Here is a 23,710-nt window from a genome sequence, read left to right as displayed (position 1 = left end):
ATCGAGCGACAACTCGAAATTGACGACAGGCATTGCAGTCTCCTTGTGCCGATCGCTCGTCGTTCGAGGAGCGAAGGCTACTCACCGGTATATCGTTGTTGTTTTGTTCGCGTCCACGATCCGGAGGCCCGTCTCTTCCACCATGAAAAAGACGCGCCCCGACCGCGGCAACGATCAGAACGGGTAGTGACGAGGCGTCGTTTGCACGGTGATCCAGCGCAAATCGGTAAATTCCGCGACTCCGGCTTTGCCGCCGAAATGCCCGAAACCACTGGACTTCATCCCGCCAAACGGCATTTGCGCCTCGTCGTGAACCGTCGGCCCGTTGACGTGGCAAAGCCCGGACTCGATACGCCGCGCGACCGTCAACGCGCGCGCGACATCACGGCTGAAGACCGCCGCCGACAGACCATATTCATTGTCGTTCGCGCATGCGATGGCCGCTTCGTCTCCATCGACGCGGACGATCGCCTTGACGGGCCCGAACGACTCCTCCCGGTAGATATGCATGTCCGCCGTCACGTGATCGAGCAACGTGGCCGGCATCAGCGTGGTATCGGATTTCCCTCCGCACACCAGGGTCGCGCCTTTCGCCAGCGCGTCGTCGATCAGGTCGTTGCATCGCCTGACGGTCGCCATGTCCACGACGGAACCGAGGACGGCCGGGCCCTTTCTCGGATCGCCAAGCGGCAGGCTCTTGGCCTTCTCGGCCAGACGCGCGACGAATTCGTCGGCGATCGCCGTGTCGACGACGATGCGTTCGGTGGACATGCAGATCTGGCCGGAATTGGCGAACGCGCCGAATGCCGCGCCTTGCACGGCAGCGTCGAGGTCGGCATCGTGAAGCACCAGAAACGGCGCCTTTCCGCCGAGTTCAAGTACCGAAGGCTTCAGATACTTCGCGCACTGGGTCGCGATGATGCGGCCGACGCGCGTCGAACCCGTGAAGTTCACCCGCCTGACCGCGGGCTCGGCAATCAGCGCTTCGACAATGTCGCCAGCATTCGCCGGCGCATTCGTGACGAAGTTCACGACGCCGCGCGGCAGTCCCGCATCCTGCAATGCCTCGATGATGAGGCCGTGGGTCGCGGGGCAAATCTCGGAGCCTTTGAGCACGACGGTATTGCCGCACGCCAGCGGCAACGCAACCGCACGCACGCCCAGGATGACGGGAGCGTTCCACGGTGCGATCCCGAGCACGACGCCGGCAGCCTGCCGAACCCCCAGCGCGAGACTGCCGGGTACGTCCGACGGAATCACTTCGCCCGAGATCTGCGTGATCATCGCAGCGGCTTCGCGCAACCCGTCGGCCGCAAGCTTGACGTTGAAATCGGCCCACAGGCGGGACGCGCCCGTTTCGGTTGCCATTGCCAGCGCGAAAGCGTCGCCCTTTGCCTCGAGTGCCTCCGCCGCTCGATTCAGCAACGCGCGTCGCTCGCCCGGCCCCATCGTCGACCATGCGGGAAACGCGGCGGCCGCGGCATGCACCGCGGCTTGTGCATCGGCGACGGTCGCGGCCGGCGCCGTCGAGGCGACCGTGTCGTCGAGCGGGTTACGGCGCTCGAATGTCGCCCCGTCGCGAGCCATCGTGCGCTCGCCATTGATCAGCATCGCTACCTGATTCACTTCCGTCTCCTCGAATATGTTTGACATGCCGGCCTGCCGAACCGCCGATTCACGGTCAGGCCACGACGATTTCCACAAGGCGCGTTTCACCCGACGACAACGCGTCTTCCAGCGCGGACTTGAGCAACCGTGCGTCGCTCACTCGAACCCCTTTGCACCCCATGCTGTTGGCGAGAGAAACGAAATCCAGCCCCGGGAGATCGGTGCCCTGCACCGGATCCGACTCGGAAAAGCCAAATACGGGCGCGAATTCCTGCAAGGCTGCGTAGCGGGAATTATTCAGGATAACGAATGTGATCGGGAGAGCGAGCTGGACCGCGCTGTAGATCGCTTGCGGCGAATACATCGCCGAGCCGTCGCCGATGAGGCCGATCACGCGGCTGCCGGGTTTGCCCAAAGCCACGCCCACCGCGGCGGGCATGCCGTAGCCCAGACCGCCGCTTGCCATCGTGTAGAACGTCTGACCGCGCGTGAACGGCAGATACCGTTGCATGACGGGGCGCGAACTCGGCGCCTCCTCGACCACGATATCGGCTGCATGGCGGACCTCGGACAGCGTCTGCAACGCATAGGCGACCGACATGACCGCCGTGGGCTCGGCGCGCTCGACGGCCTCGCGAGGCGCCGGTAGCGGCCGACCCCGCGGCGCCGGACGGGCGAGCAGGTCCGCCAGCCCCAGGCGAATGTTCGCCACCACCGACGTGCCGGCCGGCGTCCACGCCGCGGTGGCCGGATCGTCGATGAGCTGGTACAACGCCGCACCGTCAGGCACATGCGGCCCACTGCCTTCGACGTGATACGCAAACGCCGGCGCCCCGACGACGAAGATCAGGTCATGCCCGTGCAGAATCCGGACGATTTTTTCGCGCATCGCCGGAAGGAATCCGGCGAAGAGCCGATGATCTTCAGGGAAGCTGCAGCGCGACGACATCGGCGCGACGTAAACCCGCGCGTTGTGGCGCTCGGCGATCTGGATAACCTCGCTCCAGGCATCGGCGCGATCGAGTTCCGCGCCGACGACGATGGCCGGCCGCTGACAGTGGTCCAGCGCGTCGCCGATCTCCGCGATCCGTTCCGGATCGGGACGGAACCGGCTGCTGACCCGTGTCGCCTCAACGAAGTCGGCCGGCTGATCCCAGTCGTCGACCGGAATGGAAACGAACACGGGGCCACGCGGCTCCTGCATCGCCACGTGGTACGCACGGGCGAGCGCCAGCGGCACATCCGCGGCACGAGCCGGTTCGATGCTCCATTTCACGTAGGGGCGCGGCAACTCGGTTGCTTGCGACGCCGACAGAAACGGATCGAACGGCAGGATCGAGCGGGCCTGCTGGCCGGCAGTCACGATCAGCGGCGTGCGGTTCTTGAACGCCGTGAAGATGTTGCCCATCGCGTTGCCGACACCGGCCGCCGAATGCAGGTTGACCAGCGCGGCGTTGCCGGTCGCCTGGGCATACCCGTCCGCCATGCCGACAACGACCGCTTCCTGCAAGCCCAGCACGTACCGGAAATCCTCCGGGAAGTCGCGGAACATCGGTAGCTCGGTCGAGCCGGGATTGGCAAACACGAACGTCATGCCGAGGCGCCGCATCAAGTCCACGACGGCATCGCGAACGGTCGGCTGCCCACTTGTGTTTCGTTGCATCTCGAATCCTCTGCGGTTCGCCATTCGGGCTGGCGGTGATGGGATGAGCCGCAGTATGGGATTCGATACCTTGTTTGAAAATTGCCAAGAATGCTCAAAGCCATTACATTCATGCATGACATCGTCGAGTGGCCTGACGGGTCCATTCAGGCCGGAAGCCTTACCGGGCGGGGCTGAGCGCCGCCAGAACCGGTTTTCCGGCAGCCGCTGCGAGCGTACGCGGCGGCTCCTTTCAGGGAAGACACCTAGCCGCCGTCCCATTCGGGATCTTGTTCGATACCTTTAATCCCTTTCCATCGGGTTCGCCGCGATGAGTTTCAATCTGCAGCAGTTGACGATGTTCACGACGATCGTGTCCGCCGGTAGCCTGGGACGAGCCGCGACGCTGCTCGACATGACCCAGCCCGCGCTGAGCAGATCGATCAAGCGGCTCGAGGAATCGGTCGGGGCGCCGCTGTTCGAGCGCCACACGAAAGGGATGCAGCTGACCGCGCTGGGCGAGGCGTTGATGCCGCATGCCATGTTGCTGCAAAGGGAAGCCGAGCAGGCGCGCGAGGAACTGGACGCGATGCGCGGCCTCGCGAAAGGCGTCATCAAGGTGGGCGCGGTGGGCAGCATCGCGAGCCTCGTGCTGCCGATGGCCATCGCGTGCGTGCTCGATAAATGGCCCAACCTGCGCGTCGAGGTGATTGAAGGCGTGTGGGACCGTCTCGTCGAGGGTTTGCTCGCTTACGAGATCGACCTGGCGCTCTGCACCTCGGGAATCGAAACCGACGAGGTCGCTGCGCTCACCGATTGTTCATGGACCGACCGGAGTTTCGTGGTCGCGGCGACCGATCATCCGTTGCGCTCGACGCGCGGCCTTCGGCTCGAGGACACGCTGACACAACGGTGGGCCATCACGCCCAAGGGAACCGGACCTTATGCCCACATGCAAGAAACCTTCGAAGCCCGAGGCCTCCCGATGCCGGCCATTGCCGTCGAGACCCGTTCGGTCACCGTGCTCAAAAGCCTGGTAGCACGATGCGGCTTCGTCTCATGGATGGCCGAGCCGATGTACGACACCGAAAGCAAGGCCGGCGTCATTGACGCGCTGGACATCGAAGGCCTGGATGCGCAACGCACGTTGACCGCGTTTCGGCGCCGGCGCGGCACGCTACCCACACCCGCGGTCAAGCTGCTGGACGAATTGCGTCAACTGACCGGATCGTTGCGCAAGTGAGCAGGCGGCCGGCGAGAGGCTTCGGCGTTCCGCCCCCTTCTTCCGGCCGTAATCCTTTTGTACGCCGATACCTACTGTAGATGCACATAAATGTCCGTACCTGAATTGCCAGCCAATACAGAGGGCAGCAATTCCCTAAGGAAGCACTGATCAATGAGCCTATCGCAGCCGGATCGGCACATACGGCGCGCAATTTTTAAACTGGAAGGCCGCCGCAGTGAATTTGGGGCATCTGCGCGACCACGTCCCAGCATTTTTCACACACCAGACGGACTGCTCCCATGGCATGGCCACAGCCGCTTTCGTGCCATCACCAGGTTCGCCAGTGCAAACAGGCTGAACAGTTGCGCCGTGTTCCGGGCCAGCCCCCTGTAGCGCACCTTGCGATGTCCGAACAGATTCTTGACGACATGGAACGCATGCTCAACCCGCGCACGAATCTGCGCCTTGGTCCGCTCGGCCGCAATCACCAGATCCTTGAGCATGCCCTGGGGCATCGCCTTGATCTTGCTGCGCCTGAGCGCCACGTGCCACTTCAGTGCCCGCCCCTTCATCTCCTCGCGCTTGTCCACGCCGGTGTAGCCTGCATCGCCGAACGCTTCACGCTCGTGGCCGTGCAGCAGCGCGTGTGCCTGCGATACATCCGACTCATTGGCGGCCGGGGTGATCACGCTATGCACCAGCCCCGCGTCAGCGTCCATCCCGATGTGAGCCTTCATGCCGAAATGCCACTCGTTGCCCTTCTTCGTCTGGTGCATCTCGGGATCCCGGCTCTTTTCGGCATTCTTCGTCGACGGCGGGGCCTCGAAGATCGTCGCATCCACCAGCGTGCCTTCCTTCATCATCAGCCCGCGCTCGCACAACTCAATGCCGATCTCATCGAACAGCTTTCGCGTCAGTTCGTGCTCCACCAGCAGGCGCCGGAACTTCAGCAGCGTGGTAGCGTCCGGCATATCCTCGCGCGCCAGCGCGATGCCCGCGAAGGCGCGCATCGCGATGCTGTCGTACAGAGCATCCTCAAGCCCTTCGTCAGACAGGCTGTACCACTGCTGAAGAAAGTAGATCCGCAGCATGCGCTCAAGACCGATCGGCGGCCGACCCCGTTCACCTTTCGGGTAGTACGGCTCAATCACCGACAGCAGGCGCCGCCACGGCACCACCGTCTCCATTTCCGCAAGGAAGCGCTGTCGCTGGGTCACTCGCTTCTTGCCCAGGTTTTCCGCTTCTGCAAAACCAATCTGCCGTTTCATCGTCGTGGGACCGTTCCGTGAGCTTCTTTCTACAACGCCCTCGGCTTCGTCAGCGATGACCGCCAAGCCGAATTGATCAGTGTTTCCCTAATGATGTCCGTTCGCGTCGATCAAATTAAACTTGTCACCGTTTGCGAAGCAAAGTTGTCACTGGCCGCGATCTCGCGAAGACCAGCGTCAACTCCCCAATGGCGCCGGCAGTCGCGGTCACCGGTTCGGCGAAACCCAAGTTTGAACGAGCAATCGTGGTGTCATGATAAGGTTCCATATCTTGTTCGCGCGTTCATCCCGGCGTCAGGATCGGCACGCGACAGCGAATGGCGGTTCTGGGACGACGCGAACGACTCCGAACGACTCCGAACGACCCAATCCGGAACTTCCGCGGTCAGGATTTGAAGCCGAAAAGCAGATTCCCGAAAACTATGGGCTGATGTCACTTCCGTACGTCGAGTGTTGTGTCATGCCGAGTCTTGCTCGCGCGCGTCACAATCCTGAACCGAACAACTTTGGTAGTCCGGTTGTTTGCCGCAAACAGGCTTTGGGCGCCACACGTGCTCCTCCTTCGCTCGGTCCTACGCGTACCACATAACCAAGCGATCGACGTGGCGAGAGCTGAGCTCAGAGACACCTGGGAACATCACACCGTTGCGCGATGGCGGTGGCGCCAGCGCACTCGAAGAGAAGGGTGCGCAAGCGTCCTGCCATGCTCTCACGAACGGAAGCGTGAGCGCTGGGCGGAGATCATCCGTAGCGCCGTCAGGAAAGTATCGTTTCCATTGGCCACCTAGCCTGCTGACAAACCGACAAATATGCCGATCCGGTTTTACCACTCCCCATCCCAGGTCCATCAGGATATGAAGCGCCGCCTTGTCTGCGACACCTGTAAAGGTATAGAGGACCGTGAACGGATCTACGATATCGTCGAGTGACCAATTCTTCTTCGGTTGACGCGCAATCGTTCCAGGTGGTCGGTCGCTTCCGCCAAGCACGTCGAGCGGCGCCGACACGTCAACGACCTGCTGGTCGCGATCGCGCTGCCCGCCGAGCAACACCGATGCACCTCAGAAAGCGAAGCGTCGGCGGAAGTCGCCGGTGAGCGCTGGGGCCGGTAGTCGCGCGATTCCGTCAGTCGGAAGGACGGTCACTCGCAATGTACTGCGCGGCTCACGTCCCTTTGAGGCGATGAACCGCGTCGTGAAAGTCCGTAGAGGAAGTGGTGGCTAGACGGTTGTCCGGTCAGTAGTAAGAATGGTGGAGAGACCCGGCGGTTGTTGTTGCGCTTCCCAGTATCGAAGCGCGGCGGGAATCTTTCTCACCTGTTCGACGCGAAACCAGGCCACAAGGGCGATGATTTCACCGACCGCTAAGAGGCCCAGCGTAGACCAGTATGGCAGGCTTTTGGTCATGACAAAACGTCCACCATTCGCGTAAGCGTCAACCACTCCGACAGTCACAGCGACCACCATCATCAGGATGCCTATCCATAATCTCAAGATCTCGGATCGCCGTTCTCGACGGCGACGCTGGTTGTTTTCGATATCGATCTCAAACAGGATCTGTTGCTGGATCGAGCCTTTCATGCCGTTCACGGGACCCGATAGGCTGAAGGAGACCGGTGTCTTGCCAAGCGTGCTGTATTCGATTTCGAGGGCTAATCCATGGCCGGGCGCCATGTATGCGAACGTGATTTCCCTCTCGATCAGGTGGTTTTTCGGACGGCGCAGAAAGCTACGTTCCCCCGTCAGCTTGATGCCAGCTATCTGGTCGCTCTCGTAGCGTGTTCTGACGTCGACCAGTTGACCGTCGCCGGATAGCCTTAGTTTGAGCGGGGTGGATTTGAAAAGGTCGTCGCTGCTGAGCGGAACCCGCCCATTGTTCGCAATGAAAACCACTACCTTTTGTGTCGAAGGCACTGGCAGCACGATCTGATCCACCGGCTTCCGAAAGTGGCTCCTGACCACGGACGCTACAAAGGTGATCCAGCGAGGCAAACGAACCGGAAGTCTACGTGCGCCGTACCAACAGATGAACACCAAGCTTTTCGAGCTGCGCCTTTCTTTGCGCACGCCATCGAACTGGCTAAGAGCATAAGTGACGAGCGTGCCTATGACGACTGCTTGTACGGCTGGCGGCAGAAAGCTATCAATTATTTTCATAATTCTCGTTCCGTTTTGTGGCCGTTGATCAAATTGAACGTATGCTGTTGAAGTTCGCAGATTCTGCTAATGGTGTCAGTTCGAGCGCTAATCGTGTCCAGTGATTCCGCTAATGCGGGGCGGCGAACGTCAAGCTGAGGAAGTGAGCAGCGACAGGTCGCTGGCGAGGTATTTCATCGACGTGCGCTGAATTCCAAGCGATGGAGTTGAAGCGCGACATGGGCGTGCACCACGGCTCAATGTCGACAGCCTCCCCCACCCTGGAAAACAGGCATTAAAGTCGCATCCCCGTCCTTCCGACGAGAGGTATATTGTTGCGCACGCACCTAAGTTGTTGATCATCGGTTACGTGCACGCCATGCTCTCGTCACGAGCGACTTTCCTCATTACGCCGCTCGTGAGCCACATCTGACATTGCAAGCTCCTGAAGACGCATTAGCAAAATCATCGCACATACATCCCACCATTGTTGCATTCCCGCAACGCGTGCAGACACGAACGAAACCTCGCTCTCAGCCTTTGCTGACGGTGCTACCACGAGTTTATCCCCGCGCTCGACAACTTCATCGCTCGATTTCGCGTGTAGCGAGCGTGCGAACCATAATTTCAGCCCATTTCAGCGTGTCGAATGCCAGGGGCAGCAGAACCGGCTTGGTTCCGTGGACATCGCCCATCTTGCTGCGCAAACTCTGCATTACGTACGCGCCTGCACTCATCGCCCTCTTAAAATTGTCGGCCAGCATCATCGCCTCGCTCTCCGTCCAGCCGAGCTCCTGAAGATCGGACTGAACGTTCAGCACCTCCTTGAACGCACGGTTACAACCCTCCTGAAAACTTGGCTTCGGGTTTGGTTCACGCAAGACAATGTCGACGACCGTGTCCACGGCCCCACAGGCAGCCGCTATCGCCCCACTCAAGTCACCGTCGCGAAAACGTTGTGCGGCCTTGATCAAATCATCCCGCGGCGGGGCCGGTAGTGAGTCAACGTCCGTCGCCTCGAACAACGGGAGGTTTTGAAAAGCAGATAGCGAGCGATCGAGCTGTTGCTCGTGGGTCGTCAGCCTCTCCGAAAAGTCGTTCAACAACGACGTGATCATCTCCGTCGAGAGCATGGTGGCCTGCCACTTCGGCGTGCAATCTTTGAGCTGCTTTATGTGCCAAGTCCCGTTCTCGCGCGCGTCAGGGCGCTGGCTGTCAGCCATGTCGTCGTCAGGTGTTCGGTAAAGCACTTCCAGATCTTTGCGAAAATATCGGAGCCGACCATAGACCCACGAGTCTCCGTCGTACATCTCGATGTCGACGATCGTACTGACCGCGTAAATATCACGATTGTGGAACGCCGCGTTCAGTCCATCCCTTAGCTCTTCCGCAGCGGCGAGCTGCGCCGCTTCCTTTTCTGCGATTCGCGCACCTTGTGCTGCAAGGGCTTTGACTCGTTCGTCCATCTGTGTAGAGAGCCGGCATCCGGCTTGATTTTGGTTGTCGAGAGACATCGGCGCCTTCTAGAAAGACAGAAATAATTTGGCGTACGCACGACGATCGTCAGGGTGTTGCGCGTCACGCGCCCGGCATGCCCTAATGCGTGTACGGCATTGGCTTGTTTAGCCCCGCTCACTGCGCGCGGAACAACGCGCAGTGAGCGGGTGTGATGCTCAGCAGAATCATGTTAGGTACCAACAGGTCGGAGCCACGCGCACCATCGCACCACAGCCCCGCCCGCGACGCTGCATATGATCAGCGTCGCGCCACTGGCGAACAAATGCGCCAACACAACACCGAGCGTATCGTGCGTGGTCGGCCATTCCGACACTTTCCACGCGAGATCGAAATTGCACCAAACAGCGGCGCCAGCGATCCCGATGAACCACTGCGGCGCTGAACGCGCGACGCCGGCTACACGCGCATGGCGCACAAGTAGCGCCGCGACGCCGAGCGCGGTGAGGATAGCCATCGCGGTGCCAGTTCCAACGTAGGCGACGCGCAGGATCATGACGACGGCGGTCGCGGCGGCCACGACAATCCAGACTGAGCGAAGCCAGCGCGGCGTTTCGACCGCCTGCGGCGTCTGCGGCCAGTAGACGAAGTAGAAGAGCTGCAGCAGGGCCGCGCCGACAAGGGCGTACCCGACACCGCTGAGGGCGTGTTCCAGCACAGAGACAGCGTCGAAATGATGAAGAAACGCACGGACGGCAGCGCGCTTGGCGCGTATGGCGGGATCGCCAAGCTTTGCCGCGCGACGCCCCCCCATTGCTGCGTCGTAAAGCTGAGCCGTCACAGTGAACAAAAGTGCGCTGAGCATCAGGTGGCGCCAACCAAACTGCTTAAGTTGGACGAGCTTTTGGCGTAGGCGATGTTCGAAGCGACTACCGGAATCAGTCAGGCTCATGTCGGAATTTTAGTTTGCGAGGGAGCGTTGCCGTGCGTTGGTTGATACGCAAAGTAGTAGACATGCAGGATCGCGATTCCCACTATCTCTCCTGCCGGGTCGTGGCCATCGGATCGGTCGCTGTTCAATCAAAGGCGTGGTAGGTGATGCCGTCGTCACGATCCGGGGCCTGGATTTCCGGGAAAGTGTTGCCCAGGGTATACGCATAGGTGGTTGGCAAGAACTCGACGCGGTCGACTTGCACGCGGTCCTTCAGCCCCCCGTCAAGCGTCACCAGCGCCTCGATCGGGACCGTCTGATAGGTCGTGCGGTTCCACCCGTCGACGAGGCGCAAAAGCTCCTCCCGTGCGGCGGATTTGAGGACCACGAAGCTTGCGCGTAGCTCCACGGATAACGCGAGCCTGACACGGACCACCACTTTGCCGTCCCGGTGATCCACTGCTTCGAATTCCCGCATGCCACTCGCGGTCGGCCAGCTGACGGCGTGGAGCTTGGTAAGGTGGGTCCATCGGAGACCGGGGCGCCACGCCGGATCGAGGATGACGAAGGTGATCAACTCCGAAAACATGGAGGGCTCGTTGAACACTGCCTCGATGATCGCCGACGGTGGTGTTTCCAACTCCGCGTCGGCAAACCGCCGGGCGATGAACTGCGCGCTCTCGTCCTGGAACGCGCTGAGCGCCGCGCCCAGGTCACCGACGGACTGCAAGCGCGAATGGCGCTTGCAAAAACGTTCCCAGTCGCCATCCCTCGACACCAGCAGCACGCGCGTGTCGTGTTCGTCAGCCCAGTGTTCAAGCGCCATCAGCGTAGCCGCGTCCGGAAACTCGGCCTTCTTGTCCACGGTATCAGCAAACGGTGGCTCGGCTGCGAAGTAGCGGTCGAACATGCAGCCAAGATCGACCCGGGCTGCACAGTCGATTATCTCCGCGCGCGTTTGCTTGACCCACTCGGACAGGCGTCGTTCCGCTTCGGCAGCAGGGTCACACAGGCCGTTGAGCAACTGCCGAGTGTGGTCGGGGGACACCAGTTGCGCGGACTCGGCATCGCGCAGCGCTTTTTTCAGGTTTTCCGCGGCTGTTCGCGCGTCACTGGTCAGGTGAGCGAGCACCTCGCGCCGAATCAGATCGGGCATCAGGACCTTCACCCGCCCGCCGTACCGGAACTGCGTCATGCGGCGCAGCAAGCCGCTGTCAAGGCGGCCCTTGTACTGGTCGAAGATGGACGTATCGAGCGCGATCGCGCCGATTTCGTCGGCGAGGATCCGTGCTGCGGGCATGCTATCCATGATGGGCTCCTCGGCGGTCGAAATGTCGGCCGGCCGCCAGAAAGGTCGATTCGGGTTTCGGTTCCGTCAGCGCCAGGGGCTCCGCACACGTCAGCACGGATTCAACGTGGTATATCCGTTTCTGGCGCCCGTCCGGAGTGTCCCGCGTCATCAGCGTCGTCAAGGCACGACCGGTTTGCGAGCCCAGGGCAGATTCAATTCAGTCTGCACGAGCTGGCGCCGCAGCGCGTGCGTCTTATCGTGCGAGCTCCCAACGTTTCGGAACTTTTTCCCGTCAGCCGTTTACCGATGCGACGCTTGGCCTGCGCGTGACCCAATTGCGATTCATCCCATTCGTCCGGATCGAGTATCTCCGGAATGCTCATCCAGTCTGGCCAGCGGCCAAGCGCCCCGGAGACGGGGCATCCAAAGGTCATGGGCCAGTGCCCCCCGCCCAAGTCCCCATGATGCAAAAAAGGGCGCTGGTGCGCCCTTTCAAGATCACAATTCACATGAAATCACGGCACCGTGACCGTCACGGCGCCTTGTTCGCGCAAGCGTCGACGGCGCTCTTCAGACTCCTGAATGGCATGGTCGATCTTAGTTTGCAGCTCGACCGCACCGAGTTCAATCGTAAGAGTCTTGAACCGCGCTACACGCTCCGAATCGCCTACCGAACGACCTGGAGCGGCCTTCTTTAACACCTTTTTGATGATTTCCGTCGTCATGATGTCTGAGTGCTCCTTTGAACCGCCTCAAGAATCCGGCGCTCCTTTGCAAACACTACCACACTAGCCCCAAGTGCCCAAACAAAGCTCTCGAATTCACTACGGGAGGCCGAATCTAATTTGACCCTTAAATCCCGAATTCCTATGATCACGACCAATGGCTGCTCGTGCTTCCTCTCCACGGACTCAACGTTACTATCGAAAGTCGAGACGGGAACCAGAATGTAGTAGTCGGTTGGACCCGACTGGACGTATGCGGGTTCCAGATCCTCCCACACTCCTAATAGGTGCTTTTGCTTGACAAGCAGTTCACTACCATCGCCGAATCCGTAATGAAACGGAGTAGTCATTTGCCACTCGCGCGGCGCTTGAACTGCGAAGGCCACACCGAAGCGCGCCGGTTCGGCCGCTGGATTGCTCCACCAAATCTGCGGCTCCTGCTTCCAAAGTTCAACCGCCGCCTCGCACAGTTGCTTACACCCCGTTCTGAGAATCTCCGGAAACTCGATCAATTGCCTCTCGAGTCGGTCCGCAACGCCATTGCGAGCCTTGTCGACCGCCTCGCACAGAGTTGCAAGTTTGGCATTGAAATCAAAGATTTTCAGGCTGCAGCCGATTGGGATGTGCACCATCTTGTCGACAGCGCGAGTATGAATCTCCATCGACCCCGAGATAATCGCCGACATCAGCGCGCTTGCCCAGTGCCCGGGGCGGTCATGGTCCTGCTGATCTGGTTGGATAGAAAACGCAATTGTCGGCAGTTGTCCGGCCGCAGCGCGATCGCTATCGAGCGTCCAAACAGGCAAGTTTGATGTTAGGCCGCCGTCAAGAAACTCGCGCTCCTCCTCATCGGCACGTACACCGGCGCTACGCTGGCAAGCAAATTTCCAAGGCTCAAACACGACCGGTAGGCAGATCGACGAGGCGACAGCGTCTGCGATCGGGACCTCCGGTGTTCGTTGGTAGGAGAAAACCTCAACGCACTGGTCAGTCACATTCGTGGCGACTACCTTCAGTGCCTTTCCACCGGCCTCATGGAGTTGGCGGAACGTCACATCTGAGCGATGTTTGCCATTCAATTTCGACACGATCGCATGATCGATGAAGTCGCGGACGCGGTCTACCCTACTGACCCCTTGCTTCAAATTCTTGTAGACCCAATACGCAAACAATAGGCCGCCAATACCAACAAACATCCCCACAAACGGTCGGAAATACTCGAGTGCGCCCAACAGGGCCACCACTGCAATCAGCGCAACCTGAAAGTACTTTGCCAGGGACAACATCCTTTTAAGGGTACGGATGAACATCCATCCCTTCCATGAGAACAAATCCGTCGCTCGGACCAGTGAAAAAGGTCTCGTTCGCCCGAAGCTCGCTCCGAGCGATGCAATGATGTGCTGGCCAGACGTCGTGTCGAGCATTTCTTTACTGGTAAAACCAGCGGCGACCAAGGCAGCAATCATCGCGCCGGCGGAAGTTCCCGCGACGCCCTTAATCTCAATTCCCAGATCTTCGACGGCCGCAAGAGCCCCAACGTGTACGATCCCCTTGGCTCCGCCCCCCTGAAATACAAGGAAAGAAGGATCGGGACGCAGCTGCAGCGGCCTATTCCAGTAAGGCTCCGGTGGAGCGAAGTCCTCAAGGGTCAAATTTCGGTTCATTCGGTCTATCAGTTCGGTCCGTTCACCGTTGCGGAACCGGAATGTCCGGTCGACGGTCCCCATGCCACAAGGAAGAGTTCAGGCGCTATTTTATCCCGATCGTCGGAGTGAATATTCAAGAGCGGCGTCTCCGCGTTTGAAGACGGTGTTGCGCGCGCCCCGGCCGCCGACGCGAGGAACTGCCCACGGCGACGCGGTGGCAGGCTGACGTGTCAATTGCTCGCTCACGGACCACATGCAAGAAGTGGACGGAAGCGATCTTTCTAATTCACAGGTCAGGCCCTTATATTTTTAACCGTGATAATTCTTATTATCAGCGTTACATTTAATGGTCGAAAATCGGGGTACGGCACTTTACGCCTAGCTATTTCGAGGGTTCGATGGAGCAATCAGACCGTTATCCGGCGCGCGAGCGCGCTGATCGCGTGCGCATCTTCGTCTACGCGTGCCAGCTGCCGTTGGCGCGCCTCGCGCGCGACGCCGGCTCCCTGTCGCCGCACGCGCAACTCGTTCGTGAGGATCCGCCGTTCACAGCCGCGTCGGCCGCCGTCGTCGACGCACTGATGCAGGTCTGGGGAAAAGACCTGTTTCGGAGCGCTTATGGGCAGCACTTGATGGCCATGCTGGCCTCGCTCGGGCCGATCGACACCGCCGAGTTCTTACTCCGTGGCGCCAACCCGATCCTGAGCGGATCGGCGCAGATGATCGAGACGGATGTCGCTTTGCGCGCCGTGCTCGCCGCACACCCTGCGGCATTTCTAGGTGCCGCACGCGCCCTGTTGGGCCGCTTCACGTTTCGGCCGCTCGACGATGGGAGCGGTGCGTAACGCGCCGGCCCGCATATTTCTAACCCGAACCCCGCACCCCCACGATGAACGACAAGCCCACCTTCGCCCAGCTTGCCTTCGTCTACGGCGAAGACGGCGCGCGTGCCCAGCTCGCCGCGCCCGCGCTGCCCGCGATCCGGGCGGCGCTGCCCGCTGCGCCGGCGGCGATCGTCGACCGACCGGTCGCTGAAAAGCGCGAGATCTTCGCGGCGACTGAAGGCTTGGCGCTGCCGGCCTTCCGGACCGCCTACCTCGATGTGCCACTCGTGAAACTCGTTGCACTCGGCCACAAGAACTTCGCCAAAGACGCGAAAACGTGGCGCTCCTTGCTGGACGGCATCCACGGCGTCGGCTGGGAACGGGACACCCTCGCCTATTTCGAATCAGAAATCGGCGCGTCGTCGTTCCCGGCGCCTAACGCGGCCTATCCGCTCCGCTTCCAGGCGTTCGGGGGCGCGCTGATCTGCGTCAACGGCATGCACCGGCTTGTTGCCGCCGTGTGCTGGTTGGCGGCAAAAGATGGCCTTGCCGCAAAACTGTGCAAGGTTGAGGTCCGCTACCAGCCCGTGAATCCCGCCGCGCTCACCGTTATAACGGCTACGCTCAGCGCCGGCGCACGGGTCGACGCCGCCCGGCTGGACGGCAGTCACACGGTGTTTCTGCGCGCCCACTCGTCGGAAGGGACTCAGTATTGGGAGGCCCATGGGCGACGGGTCACGCCGATCGCAGGGCCAGGTGGCTGGCTTGGCAACGTGCGTCGCCGATTTCGCGAGCCCCGGCTCGACGAGGCCGGGCTGAAGTGGCAACCCGTATCACCTGAGCTCGCCGCGGCATTGGCCGACACCAGCTGGCTGCGAGCGCAGCACCGAGCGCCGCCTTATAAAGAAAGGCCAGAATGATCTCGTGCCTGCCAGCCCAGCGTCGGCGCGAAACCGCGCAGAAGCGCCGATTGGACGGGCGTTTTCGCGAATGCGATGACGGTCACCGGGCAGCATCGAAAAATTGACTATACGTCTTCAGCCCATCGACGCGTGCGCAACAACCGCGTAGCGATTTGGGTCGACCGGCGGTTGAATCGCTGGTATCTGCCAACCCTTCGAATGGAAACGAAGATGCAAGAGCTGAACAACACCTCCAACCGCTCTCGGACGCCGCACGACCCCGCCGCGTTCGCGGCTTACCCTGCCGCCCTGGCTGCGCCACTGCCGACACGGCCGGTGGCACCCATCAAGGCCAAGATTCAGTTCGCTGCCGAGTGTTCGCGCTCACTCGTCCTCGACCGGCCCGTAGCCATCGAGCAGAACCTGCGCGAGATGGTTTCACTGCTCACGCAAGGCCAATACAAGGCCGGCTACTTCGACGTGCCGCTTACGTCGATTGTCGCGCTCTCGCACACGAACTTCGCGGACCACGACGCGACGACCTGGCGCGAACTGTTCGAGGGCTTGCACTGCAGCGACTGGGACGAACGCGCACTGACCTATTTTGAGTCCACAATTGGCGCGACGCACTTTCCGTCCGCCACTGCGCGGTCAACGCTCGACCTCGGTGCGTATGGCGGCGCCGCGCATTGTTCAAACGGGAATCACCGCCTCGTTGCCGCCGTGGTCTGGCTTGCTGCGCGATTTGGTGACACGGCCATGCTCCGCAAGGTACGCGTGGGGTACAAAGCGGCGCATCGGCCGGCTGTCGAGTTGATTGCGGAGGCGGTCCGCGCGGGAAAGCGCGTCGACATCGCGTCGTTCAAGCGCGACACGCTGATTCGGGTGAGCAGACCGCACACCGCAGATTTCTGGCTCAAGACGGACGCCGACCTGCAGCCATTCCCCGTCCGGCGTGGCCTTGCCGAGTGGTACCGGCGGCGCAAGAACCCCGCGCACGAGCAGGAATTCGGTCTGCGCTGGCTGACCGTCCCATCTTTCTTGGCAATTGCACTGGCCGACGACGGCTGGCTACGCGAGCAGATTGCCAACCCGCGCTATACCGACCAACCCGCTTTCTGAGGATTCGCCGTGTCCAATCGGCCGCAGACCGTCGCCCATCAACGCACCTACACTCGGAACGACTTCGCCGCGCTGAGAGCTTACGTCCAGCATATCCCACTGGCAACGATCGGCCGTCTGTACCTGGGCGATGGACGATGGTGAACCGCTCACGGCCGCCGCGGTCGAGCGAAGTCTGCGCGACATGCAGGCCGACCTGGTCGCGCTCGCCCGTGCTCGCCGACCACCTGAAGGCATCAGTAAGAAAGCACGGCAGCGCCAAGCTCGCTGCCGTATCCCTCAAGATGGTCGAGCAAGCAGCGCAGCTCGCCGTTGCACGGCCAGAAGCCGGGCACGCCGTAGGAATGTGGTTTCGGCCACTGGTGGCCGTTCGGTTGAAGTCACGGCACATCGCAACCCTCGTGGAGCTCGTGAACTTCTGTAACGAGCGCGGCGGCACGTGGTGGCGCGCCGTTCCACGTATCGGTGCCGGCCGCGCACGCAGCATCGTCAGCTGGCTCCGTCGTCACGAAGCGACGATCGGGTTGCGTGTCGAGGCGGACGTTGATGCCCGAGATCCCTTCGCCGCGCCGGACAATCAGACTGTCGAGGTAGGCGGCCAGGCAACCCTGCTCGCACCGCTCGAACGCATGACCTTCGCTCTTCCGCTGTCCGGGAGCGCGGGCGAGAACCGAGCTGCCCTATTCCCCTACATCCATGCCTCGAACGACCTCGAAGCGGTGCGAGCTGAGGCTGGCCCGCCGAGGCCCTCGCCTATCACCGCGCTATATGTGCGCGCTCGCAATTGAGCTTCAGCACCGCCTGAGTCGAAGCCGTCTCTCCAACAGCCCGGCCCGGATCGAAGAACCTCCCGGCCCGCGCGTGACGCAATGCCCAATGAACCCGCCCACCGGCACGTCGTCGCCCGCGCCAGAAATACAGCGGCGACGAAACGATGATGGCACCGCTTGCGATCGCCGCGGTGGGAGCGCTCAATTCCCTAGGGGCGTGCCGCGCACGCCGAGGCCTCTCCCATGCCCAGAACTGAAGGGGAACATAGCCCTTACTATGTTCCCCTTCAGTTCTCGCGATTGAGCGCCACAACGTCGACGAGATGTCACGCGGCCCTGTAAGTCTGCCGTCGCCGCAAAAAGGGCCTATGTTGAGCCCCCCCGTGCAGTCGGCGCGGCGCTCGTCCGTGCTCCCCCTTGGTCTTCTGTCACCCGGAGGGAAAGCGCCAACCTCAGGTCATTCAGCCGACTCGCATTGAGTGGATTCCCACCTCAATTTGAAAGCATTATGAAATGATATCGCTTTCCCTTGCCACAGCGACCTAGCACACACATTAACTTAGAAATACTAATCAATTTTCTTGGCAGGAAACTTTTGCACGCCCCTGCTGACTCCCAAGGCCCCTAACGCAGCAGAAAATAAAGGTGATTGATATCAACCAGTTATCCCGCCTTTTTACATAGTGAAATACGAGGTGTGGCCTTTTTTGAACATTTCCGCCCCCTTCTCATAAGTGCGACCTTTTTTGTATGTCGACACCTATCAACCCCATTGGCAGCAGTGCTTTCAAGCATATCGTTAAATTACGATATATGATTCGCTCATCGACGATACCCGTTTGCCGAACCGAAACACCAAGCCCTTCCATGCCGACCGAAATCGACATCGACGCAATCCTGAAAGCGCTCTCGAACCCCGTGCGCCGGGAGATCCTCGTCTGGCTGAAAACGCCCAACGAGCATTTCCCGCAACAGACGCTGCCGTACGAACACGGCGTCTGCGCGGGCCAGATCGACGCGCGCTGCGGGCTGTCGCAGTCGACCGTCTCCGCGCACCTCGCCACGCTGCAGCGCGCGGGGCTCGTGACGTCGACGCGGATCGGCCAGTGGGCGTTCTTCCGGCGCAACGAGGCCGTCATCGACGCATTTCACGACGCCATGCGCCGCGAACTCTAACCATCGGCCCAACCGGCCATGCGGGGCGCCATCGCACATGACGCGCCGGCTTCCCCGCCTTTCGAGAAGAGGTTATCTGCCATGCCTACACTGTTCGACCCCGTTACCCTCGGCGACCTGAGCCTGCCGAACCGCATCGTGATGGCGCCGCTCACCCGCGCCCGTGCGGGCACGACGCGCGTGCCGAATGCGCTGATGGCGCGCTACTACAGCGAGCGCGCGTCGGCCGGCCTGATCATTACCGAAGCAACGTCGGTCACGCCGCAGGGCGTCGGCTATGCGGACACGCCGGGCATCTGGTCCGACGAGCAGGTCGAAGGGTGGAAGCAGGTGACACAGGCCGTGCATGCAGCCGGCGGGCGCATCGTGCTGCAGCTCTGGCACGTCGGCCGGATCTCCGATCCGGTATTCCTGAACGGCGACCTGCCGGTCGCGCCGAGCGCGATCGCCGCGGGCGGCCACGTGAGCCTCGTGCGTCCGCAGCGTCCGTACGTGACGCCACGCGCACTCGAGCTCGACGAAATCCCGGGTATCGTCGCCGCCTACCGCAAGGGTGCCGAGAACGCGAAGGCCGCCGGCTTCGACGGCGTCGAGATCCACGGCGCGAACGGCTACCTGCTCGACCAGTTCCTGCAGGACAGCACCAACCACCGCACCGATGCGTACGGCGGCCCGATCGAGAACCGCGCGCGCCTGCTGCTCGAAGTGGTCGACGCCGCGATCGACGTGTGGGGCGCCGGCCGCGTCGGCGTGCACCTCGCACCGCGCGGCGACGCGCACACGATGGGCGACTCCGATCCGGCGGCCACGTTCGGTTACGTCGCTCGCGAGCTCGGCCGCCGCAAGATCGCGTTCATCTTCACGCGCGAATCGTATTCGGGCGACCACCTGAGCCCGCGCCTGAAGGAAGCGTTCGGCGGCCCGCTGATCGCGAACGAGCAGTTCACGCTCGACACCGCGCAAGCCGCGCTCGCCAGCGGCAGCGCCGACGCGATCGCCTGGGGCAAGCTGTTCATCGCGAACCCGGACCTGCCGCGCCGTCTCGAACTCGGCGCACCGCTCAACCAGCCGGTACCGGAGACGTTCTACGCGGAAGGCGAAACGGGTTACACCGACTACCCGGCGCTGAGCGACGCGGCCTGACGGCCAGGCAGCACGTGTTCAGGCGCGCACGTCCGCGCGCATGAACACGCGCCGCGTTTCGTCGAGGCCGAGCGCGACGTGGTGCGCGCGAATCGCGCGCAGCGTATCGTCGAGCGATGCGTCGTCGACGATGTCGAAACCGAGGCGCGCGTAGTACGGCGCATTCCACGGCGCATCGCGAAACGTCGACAGCAGCACCTGCTCGACGTGCTCCTGCACCGCGCGCGCCCTCACCTGTTCGATCAGGCGCGCGCCGATCCGCTGTCCGGCATGCGACGGCGCGACATCCAGTTCCTCCAGATACAAGCGCCGCGCGTCGAGCAACCGGTAGAACGCGAAACCGACGCACGTCCCCTGCTGATCGACCGCGACATACGCTCGGCCGGCGTCGATGCGCGCGAGCACGGTGGCCGCATCCGTCGGCTCGCCGTCGGCGATGTCGGCCATGCCGATTTCGCGAAACCGCTGCGCGGCGGCGACTTCCACGGCGGCCATCGCGGCCGCGTCCTCGCGCGTGGCGAGACGAATCAGGATCGATGCTGTCATGACGGCAATTCAGGCTGGCTGGCTGGAACGGCCGTCACTATAATCGATACTTCATACGTTTCGAACGTCCCACTCCCGAGGCCCGCCATGACGCTGTCCACGCTCACCGTCTTCGCCTTCGCCCTGCTCGTCACCGCGGGCACGCCCGGACCGAGCGTCGCCGCGCTCGTCGCGCGCGTGCTGACGAACGGCATCCGCGACGTTCTGCCGTTCCTCATGGCAATGTGGCTCGGCGAAGCGCTGTGGCTCACGCTCGCGGTCGCGGGGCTGTCGGCGTTCGCGCGCACGTTCGCAACGGGCCTGTTCGTGCTGAAGCTGCTTGGCGTCGCGTACCTGCTGTTTCTCGCGTGGAAAATGTGGATCGCGCCCACCGACACGGGCGCGGACGACCTGCCGCGCGGCCAGTCGCCGTGGCGCATGTTCGTCGCCGGCATGCTCGTGACGCTCGGCAATCCGAAGATCATGGTGTTCTATCTCGCACTCCTGCCGACCATCGTCGATCTCGCGCATGTCAGTGTCGCTGCGTGGGCCGAACTCGTCGGCACGATGCTCGCCGTGCTGATTCTTGCCGACTGCTTCTGGTCGCTGCTCGCATCGCATGCACGCGCGTTCCTGACATCGACGCGTGCGAAACGGATCGCGAACCGCACGAGCGCGACCGCGATGGCCTCCGCGGCAGTGGCGATCGCGACGCGGTAAGCGCTTCCGTCCGGCGCGTATCGCGGCGCCCGCCCTTGCCCGGGATTGCACATGAAAACCTGGCTATCGGCCGTCCTGCTCTGCCTGTCCGCCACGATCGCGCATGCGGCCGGCGTCAAGTTCGTCACGATTCCGGCCGACACCCGCGGCCCCGCGGTGCGGGCGGCCATCTGGACACCCTGCGCCGCCCCCGGCCGGCCGCTCACGATCGGCCCCTTCGTGCTGCAAGGGCAGCGCGACTGCCCGACCGCCGGCGACAAGCTGCCGCTCGTCGTGATCTCGCACGGCCACAGCGGCACGTTCCTCGGCCATCACGACCTCGCGGAAACGCTCGCCGACGCGGGCTACGTCGTCGCGGCGATCAACCATCCGGGCGACACGTTCTCCGACATGAGCCGCGCGGCCGATCTGAGCGACTTCGTCGAGCGTCCGGCCGACATCACGCGTCTGGTCGACTACATGCTGGACAAGGCGCCGGATGCCGCACGAACCGACCCGACCCGCATCGGCTTCTTCGGATTTTCGCGCGGCGGCTACACGGGCCTCGTGCTGGCCGGCGCCAACCCGGATTTCGTGCATGCGGCGCTCGCCTGCCCGGACCCGGCATGGCCGATCTGCCGGCAAATCCGCGACGGTGACGTGCCGAAAGCGCCGCTGACGCACGATCCGCGCATCAAGGCCTACGTGCTCGCCGATCCGTTCGACGCATTCCCGAGCGCCGACACGCTGAAGGACGTGCATGCGCCGATCCAGCTCTGGGCCTCCGAGGCAGGCGGCGACGGCGTGGTGCCGGAAATGGCGCCCGCGCTGGCGGCCCTGCTGCCGCAGCGGCCGGAATTCCACGTCGTGCCGAATGCCGCGCATTTCGCATTCCTGGCGCCGTGCCCCGAGCAGCTGGCGCGCGACGCGCCCGACATCTGCACCGACGCAAAGGGCTTCGATCGCGCGGCCTTCCACCGGACACTCGACGCGAAGGCGCTCGCGTTCTTCAACGCGAACCTGCGCTGACTAACAGCGAAACGCCTTGCGCCAGACGCCCTGCTCCGGCACGTGGTCGTTGCATTCGATCAGCGCGCGCACCAGCGCCCAGTCGTCGTCGTCGCAGAAATCGAGCAGCATCGCGCCATGCGGGCCGCGCTGCGCATGCAACCGCTCGGCCAGCCTCGCATGAATGCCGGGCACCCTGCCGTCGCCGTGCGCCACCACGGACGGATTCGCGCCCATTCCCGTCCCGCTGCAGAAACTGATCGCCCAGCGGCCGCTGTCCGGCACCGGCAGGTGCGTCAGCAGCGCGTCGATCGCGCGCCACTTCCACGCGATCGATGCGGCCACCGGCACGCGATATTCGTCCTGGATCACGAACGCGCCGTCCGGATGATCGATCGTGAACGTCGCGTTGTCGGGCCACGCAGTCAGGTCGATGCCGAGCGGCCGGCCGCTGCGAAAGCGCCGCAGCAGCACGATCGCGCCGCGCACGTCGCCGAGCGCGGGCAGCGTGCCGCCGGCATGCCAGCGCAGCCGCGGGTGCCGCGCGCGATGCGCGTCGAACGTCGCGTCGAACCCGCGCGTGCACGCCTGTGCCGGCCACTCGTCCTTCACCGACATCACGATGCATTCGCGCGGATGCGCGTCGAGAAAGCGCGCACAGCTTGTCAGCACGTCGTCGAACGTCATCCCCAGCGCGATACCGCCGTGATGAATGTCGAACGCGTCGCGCACGTGCCGGCAGCGGATGTCGAGCAGCCGCACGCCGTGCGCGAGCTGCGCGTCGAGCGGCGCGCGCTGCGTGCGCACGAGCGCATCGTCGACCGTATACGCACAGGTGTCATGGCTGCCCGGTAGGGTCAGCGTATGCAGCAGCCGCGCATCGTCGAGCGCCGACATCCAGTCGGCGAGCGGCATGCACGTTTCGTGGCGCGAAGGGATCATGAATCGATGAATGACAAGGAAAGAAAACCGTGGGTAACGGCGTCGGATGTCGCGGCGCGGGCCGGCGTCTCGCGCTCCGCGGTGTCGCGCGCATTTTCGCCGACGGCGAGCATCGCACCGCAAACACGCGAACGCGTGATGGCCGCCGCGCGTGCGCTCGGCTACCAGGTCAACCTGATCGCGCGCGACATGATCACGCAGCGCAGCAGCATGATCGGCGTCGTCACGGCGGGGTTCGAGAACCCGTTTCGCGCACGGCTGCTGTCGGACCTGATGGCCGCGCTCGGGCAGCGCGCGCTGACGCCGCTCGTGACCAACGCGGAAGATCCGCGCCAGGTCAGGCAATCGCTGGAACAGCTGCTCAGCTACCGGATCGCGGGGCTCGTGATGACGTCCGCGTCGCCGCCGCTGTCGGTCGCGCAGCAGTACCTCGAACACCGGATTCCGGTCGTGATGATCAATCGCGAGGCGAACCTGCCGGGGGCCGATGTCGTCGTCAGCGACAACGCGGCGGGCGCCGTCCAGGCGGCGCAGCGGCTCGTGTGGGCCGGCGCGCCTGCAACAGCGCGAACGGCGGGATCTCGGTATCGAGGTCGAGCGCGATGCCGAGTTCGGGATCGATCTCGACGATCGAGAACGGCGCGACCGTCGCACGGGATACGGGTTCGGGCGC

At 62.7% G+C, this 23,710-nt stretch carries 21 protein-coding genes; 10 read left to right on the top strand and 11 right to left on the bottom strand.

The window, feature by feature from the left end; genetic code table 11:
- Positions 1-174: 174 nt before the first annotated feature.
- Together G3N62_RS10855 and mdlC are read right to left on the bottom strand one after the other, a co-directional pair.
- Entirely contained in the window at positions 175-1,626 is a 1,452-nt protein-coding gene (locus G3N62_RS10855) for an aldehyde dehydrogenase (protein WP_124670338.1), read from the bottom strand.
- A gap of 55 nt (positions 1,627-1,681) precedes the next feature.
- Entirely contained in the window at positions 1,682-3,271 is a 1,590-nt protein-coding gene (gene mdlC, locus G3N62_RS10850; protein WP_069706333.1) for a benzoylformate decarboxylase, read from the bottom strand.
- Between the two features lie 310 nt (positions 3,272-3,581).
- Between mdlC and G3N62_RS10845 the strand changes: the two genes are divergently transcribed.
- Positions 3,582-4,493 carry a LysR family transcriptional regulator gene (locus G3N62_RS10845; RefSeq protein ID WP_034189481.1) on the top strand — a complete coding sequence of 304 codons (912 nt, stop codon included), beginning with the start codon at positions 3,582-3,584 and terminating at the stop codon, positions 4,491-4,493.
- 257 nt (positions 4,494-4,750) lie between these two features.
- Here G3N62_RS10845 and G3N62_RS10840 read toward each other — a convergent pair whose 3' ends face one another.
- The 7 genes from G3N62_RS10840 to G3N62_RS10810 form a co-directional block, all read right to left on the bottom strand.
- Positions 4,751-5,743: an IS5 family transposase gene (locus tag G3N62_RS10840; protein WP_124670330.1), complete on the bottom strand. Its 993-nt coding sequence runs from the start codon at positions 5,741-5,743 to the stop codon at positions 4,751-4,753.
- 1,220 nt (positions 5,744-6,963) lie between these two features.
- On the bottom strand, positions 6,964-7,899 hold the full coding sequence (locus G3N62_RS10835) for a hypothetical protein (protein ID WP_124670329.1): 936 nt from the start codon (positions 7,897-7,899) through the stop codon (positions 6,964-6,966).
- Positions 7,900-8,462: 563 nt separating this feature from the next.
- Entirely contained in the window at positions 8,463-9,392 is a 930-nt protein-coding gene (locus G3N62_RS10830) for a hypothetical protein (RefSeq protein WP_124670328.1), read from the bottom strand.
- 173 nt (positions 9,393-9,565) lie between these two features.
- Positions 9,566-10,285 carry a hypothetical protein gene (locus tag G3N62_RS10825; protein WP_060170350.1) on the bottom strand — a complete coding sequence of 240 codons (720 nt, stop codon included), beginning with the start codon at positions 10,283-10,285 and terminating at the stop codon, positions 9,566-9,568.
- 124 nt (positions 10,286-10,409) lie between these two features.
- A complete protein-coding gene (locus G3N62_RS10820; protein ID WP_124670327.1) occupies positions 10,410-11,573 on the bottom strand; it encodes a PIN domain-containing protein in 1,164 nt (387 codons plus the stop codon).
- Between the two features lie 497 nt (positions 11,574-12,070).
- Complete coding sequence (locus G3N62_RS10815; protein WP_124670326.1) at positions 12,071-12,280, bottom strand: hypothetical protein; 210 nt, start codon at positions 12,278-12,280, stop codon at positions 12,071-12,073.
- Complete coding sequence (locus G3N62_RS10810; protein WP_185733092.1) at positions 12,277-13,944, bottom strand: patatin-like phospholipase family protein; 1,668 nt, start codon at positions 13,942-13,944, stop codon at positions 12,277-12,279. The genes G3N62_RS10815 and G3N62_RS10810 overlap by 4 nt, the downstream gene beginning before the upstream one ends.
- A 380-nt stretch (positions 13,945-14,324) precedes the next feature.
- Here G3N62_RS10810 and G3N62_RS10805 point away from each other — a divergent pair, with 380 nt between their 5' ends.
- The 6 genes from G3N62_RS10805 (at position 14,325) to G3N62_RS10780 (ending at position 19,863) form a co-directional block, all read left to right on the top strand.
- Complete coding sequence (locus tag G3N62_RS10805) at positions 14,325-14,771, top strand: hypothetical protein (RefSeq protein ID WP_124670324.1); 447 nt, start codon at positions 14,325-14,327, stop codon at positions 14,769-14,771.
- A gap of 44 nt (positions 14,772-14,815) precedes the next feature.
- Entirely contained in the window at positions 14,816-15,670 is an 855-nt protein-coding gene (locus tag G3N62_RS10800) for a hypothetical protein (RefSeq protein ID WP_124670323.1), read from the top strand.
- A 213-nt stretch (positions 15,671-15,883) separates the two neighbouring features.
- Entirely contained in the window at positions 15,884-16,774 is an 891-nt protein-coding gene (locus tag G3N62_RS10795) for a hypothetical protein (RefSeq protein ID WP_060170363.1), read from the top strand.
- Positions 16,775-16,986: 212 nt separating this feature from the next.
- Positions 16,987-17,562, top strand: coding sequence for a phage integrase family protein (locus tag G3N62_RS35935; protein ID WP_260449355.1), 576 nt, complete (start codon positions 16,987-16,989; stop codon positions 17,560-17,562).
- Positions 17,563-18,411: 849 nt separating this feature from the next.
- A complete protein-coding gene (locus tag G3N62_RS10785; protein ID WP_034189475.1) occupies positions 18,412-18,720 on the top strand; it encodes a helix-turn-helix transcriptional regulator in 309 nt (102 codons plus the stop codon).
- Between the two features lie 81 nt (positions 18,721-18,801).
- Positions 18,802-19,863 (top strand): alkene reductase, encoded by a 1,062-nt coding sequence (locus G3N62_RS10780; RefSeq protein WP_034189474.1) that lies wholly within the window; start codon positions 18,802-18,804, stop codon positions 19,861-19,863.
- 18 nt (positions 19,864-19,881) lie between these two features.
- Here G3N62_RS10780 and G3N62_RS10775 read toward each other — a convergent pair whose 3' ends face one another.
- Positions 19,882-20,409, bottom strand: a complete 528-nt coding sequence (locus tag G3N62_RS10775) for a GNAT family N-acetyltransferase (RefSeq protein ID WP_124670322.1) — start codon at positions 20,407-20,409, stop codon at positions 19,882-19,884.
- 87 nt (positions 20,410-20,496) lie between these two features.
- Here G3N62_RS10775 and G3N62_RS10770 point away from each other — a divergent pair, with 87 nt between their 5' ends.
- Together G3N62_RS10770 and G3N62_RS10765 are read left to right on the top strand one after the other, a co-directional pair.
- The gene (locus G3N62_RS10770; RefSeq protein ID WP_124670321.1) at positions 20,497-21,108 is read left to right on the top strand and encodes a LysE family translocator; all 612 of its coding nucleotides are present in this window, start codon (positions 20,497-20,499) and stop codon (positions 21,106-21,108) included.
- 51 nt (positions 21,109-21,159) lie between these two features.
- Positions 21,160-22,116 carry an alpha/beta fold hydrolase gene (locus tag G3N62_RS10765; RefSeq protein ID WP_124670320.1) on the top strand — a complete coding sequence of 319 codons (957 nt, stop codon included), beginning with the start codon at positions 21,160-21,162 and terminating at the stop codon, positions 22,114-22,116.
- Here the strand turns inward: G3N62_RS10765 and G3N62_RS10760 are convergent, their stop codons facing one another.
- The gene (locus G3N62_RS10760) at positions 22,117-23,037 is read right to left on the bottom strand and encodes a phosphatidylinositol-specific phospholipase C (protein WP_185733091.1); all 921 of its coding nucleotides are present in this window, start codon (positions 23,035-23,037) and stop codon (positions 22,117-22,119) included.
- A 6-nt stretch (positions 23,038-23,043) separates the two neighbouring features.
- On the opposite strand from G3N62_RS10760, the gene G3N62_RS10755 reads away from it, so the two are divergent.
- Positions 23,044-23,710, top strand: a 667-nt coding sequence (locus G3N62_RS10755) for a LacI family DNA-binding transcriptional regulator (RefSeq protein WP_241013059.1), incomplete at its 3' end; no start/stop codon positions are given.

Origin of the sequence: Burkholderia sp. Tr-20355, assembly GCF_017104685.1 — a bacterium.
GTDB lineage: Bacteria > Pseudomonadota > Gammaproteobacteria > Burkholderiales > Burkholderiaceae > Burkholderia > Burkholderia seminalis.
The sequence above is the reverse complement of the archived record's forward strand: the minus strand, read 5'-3'. Positions and strand labels throughout refer to the sequence as shown.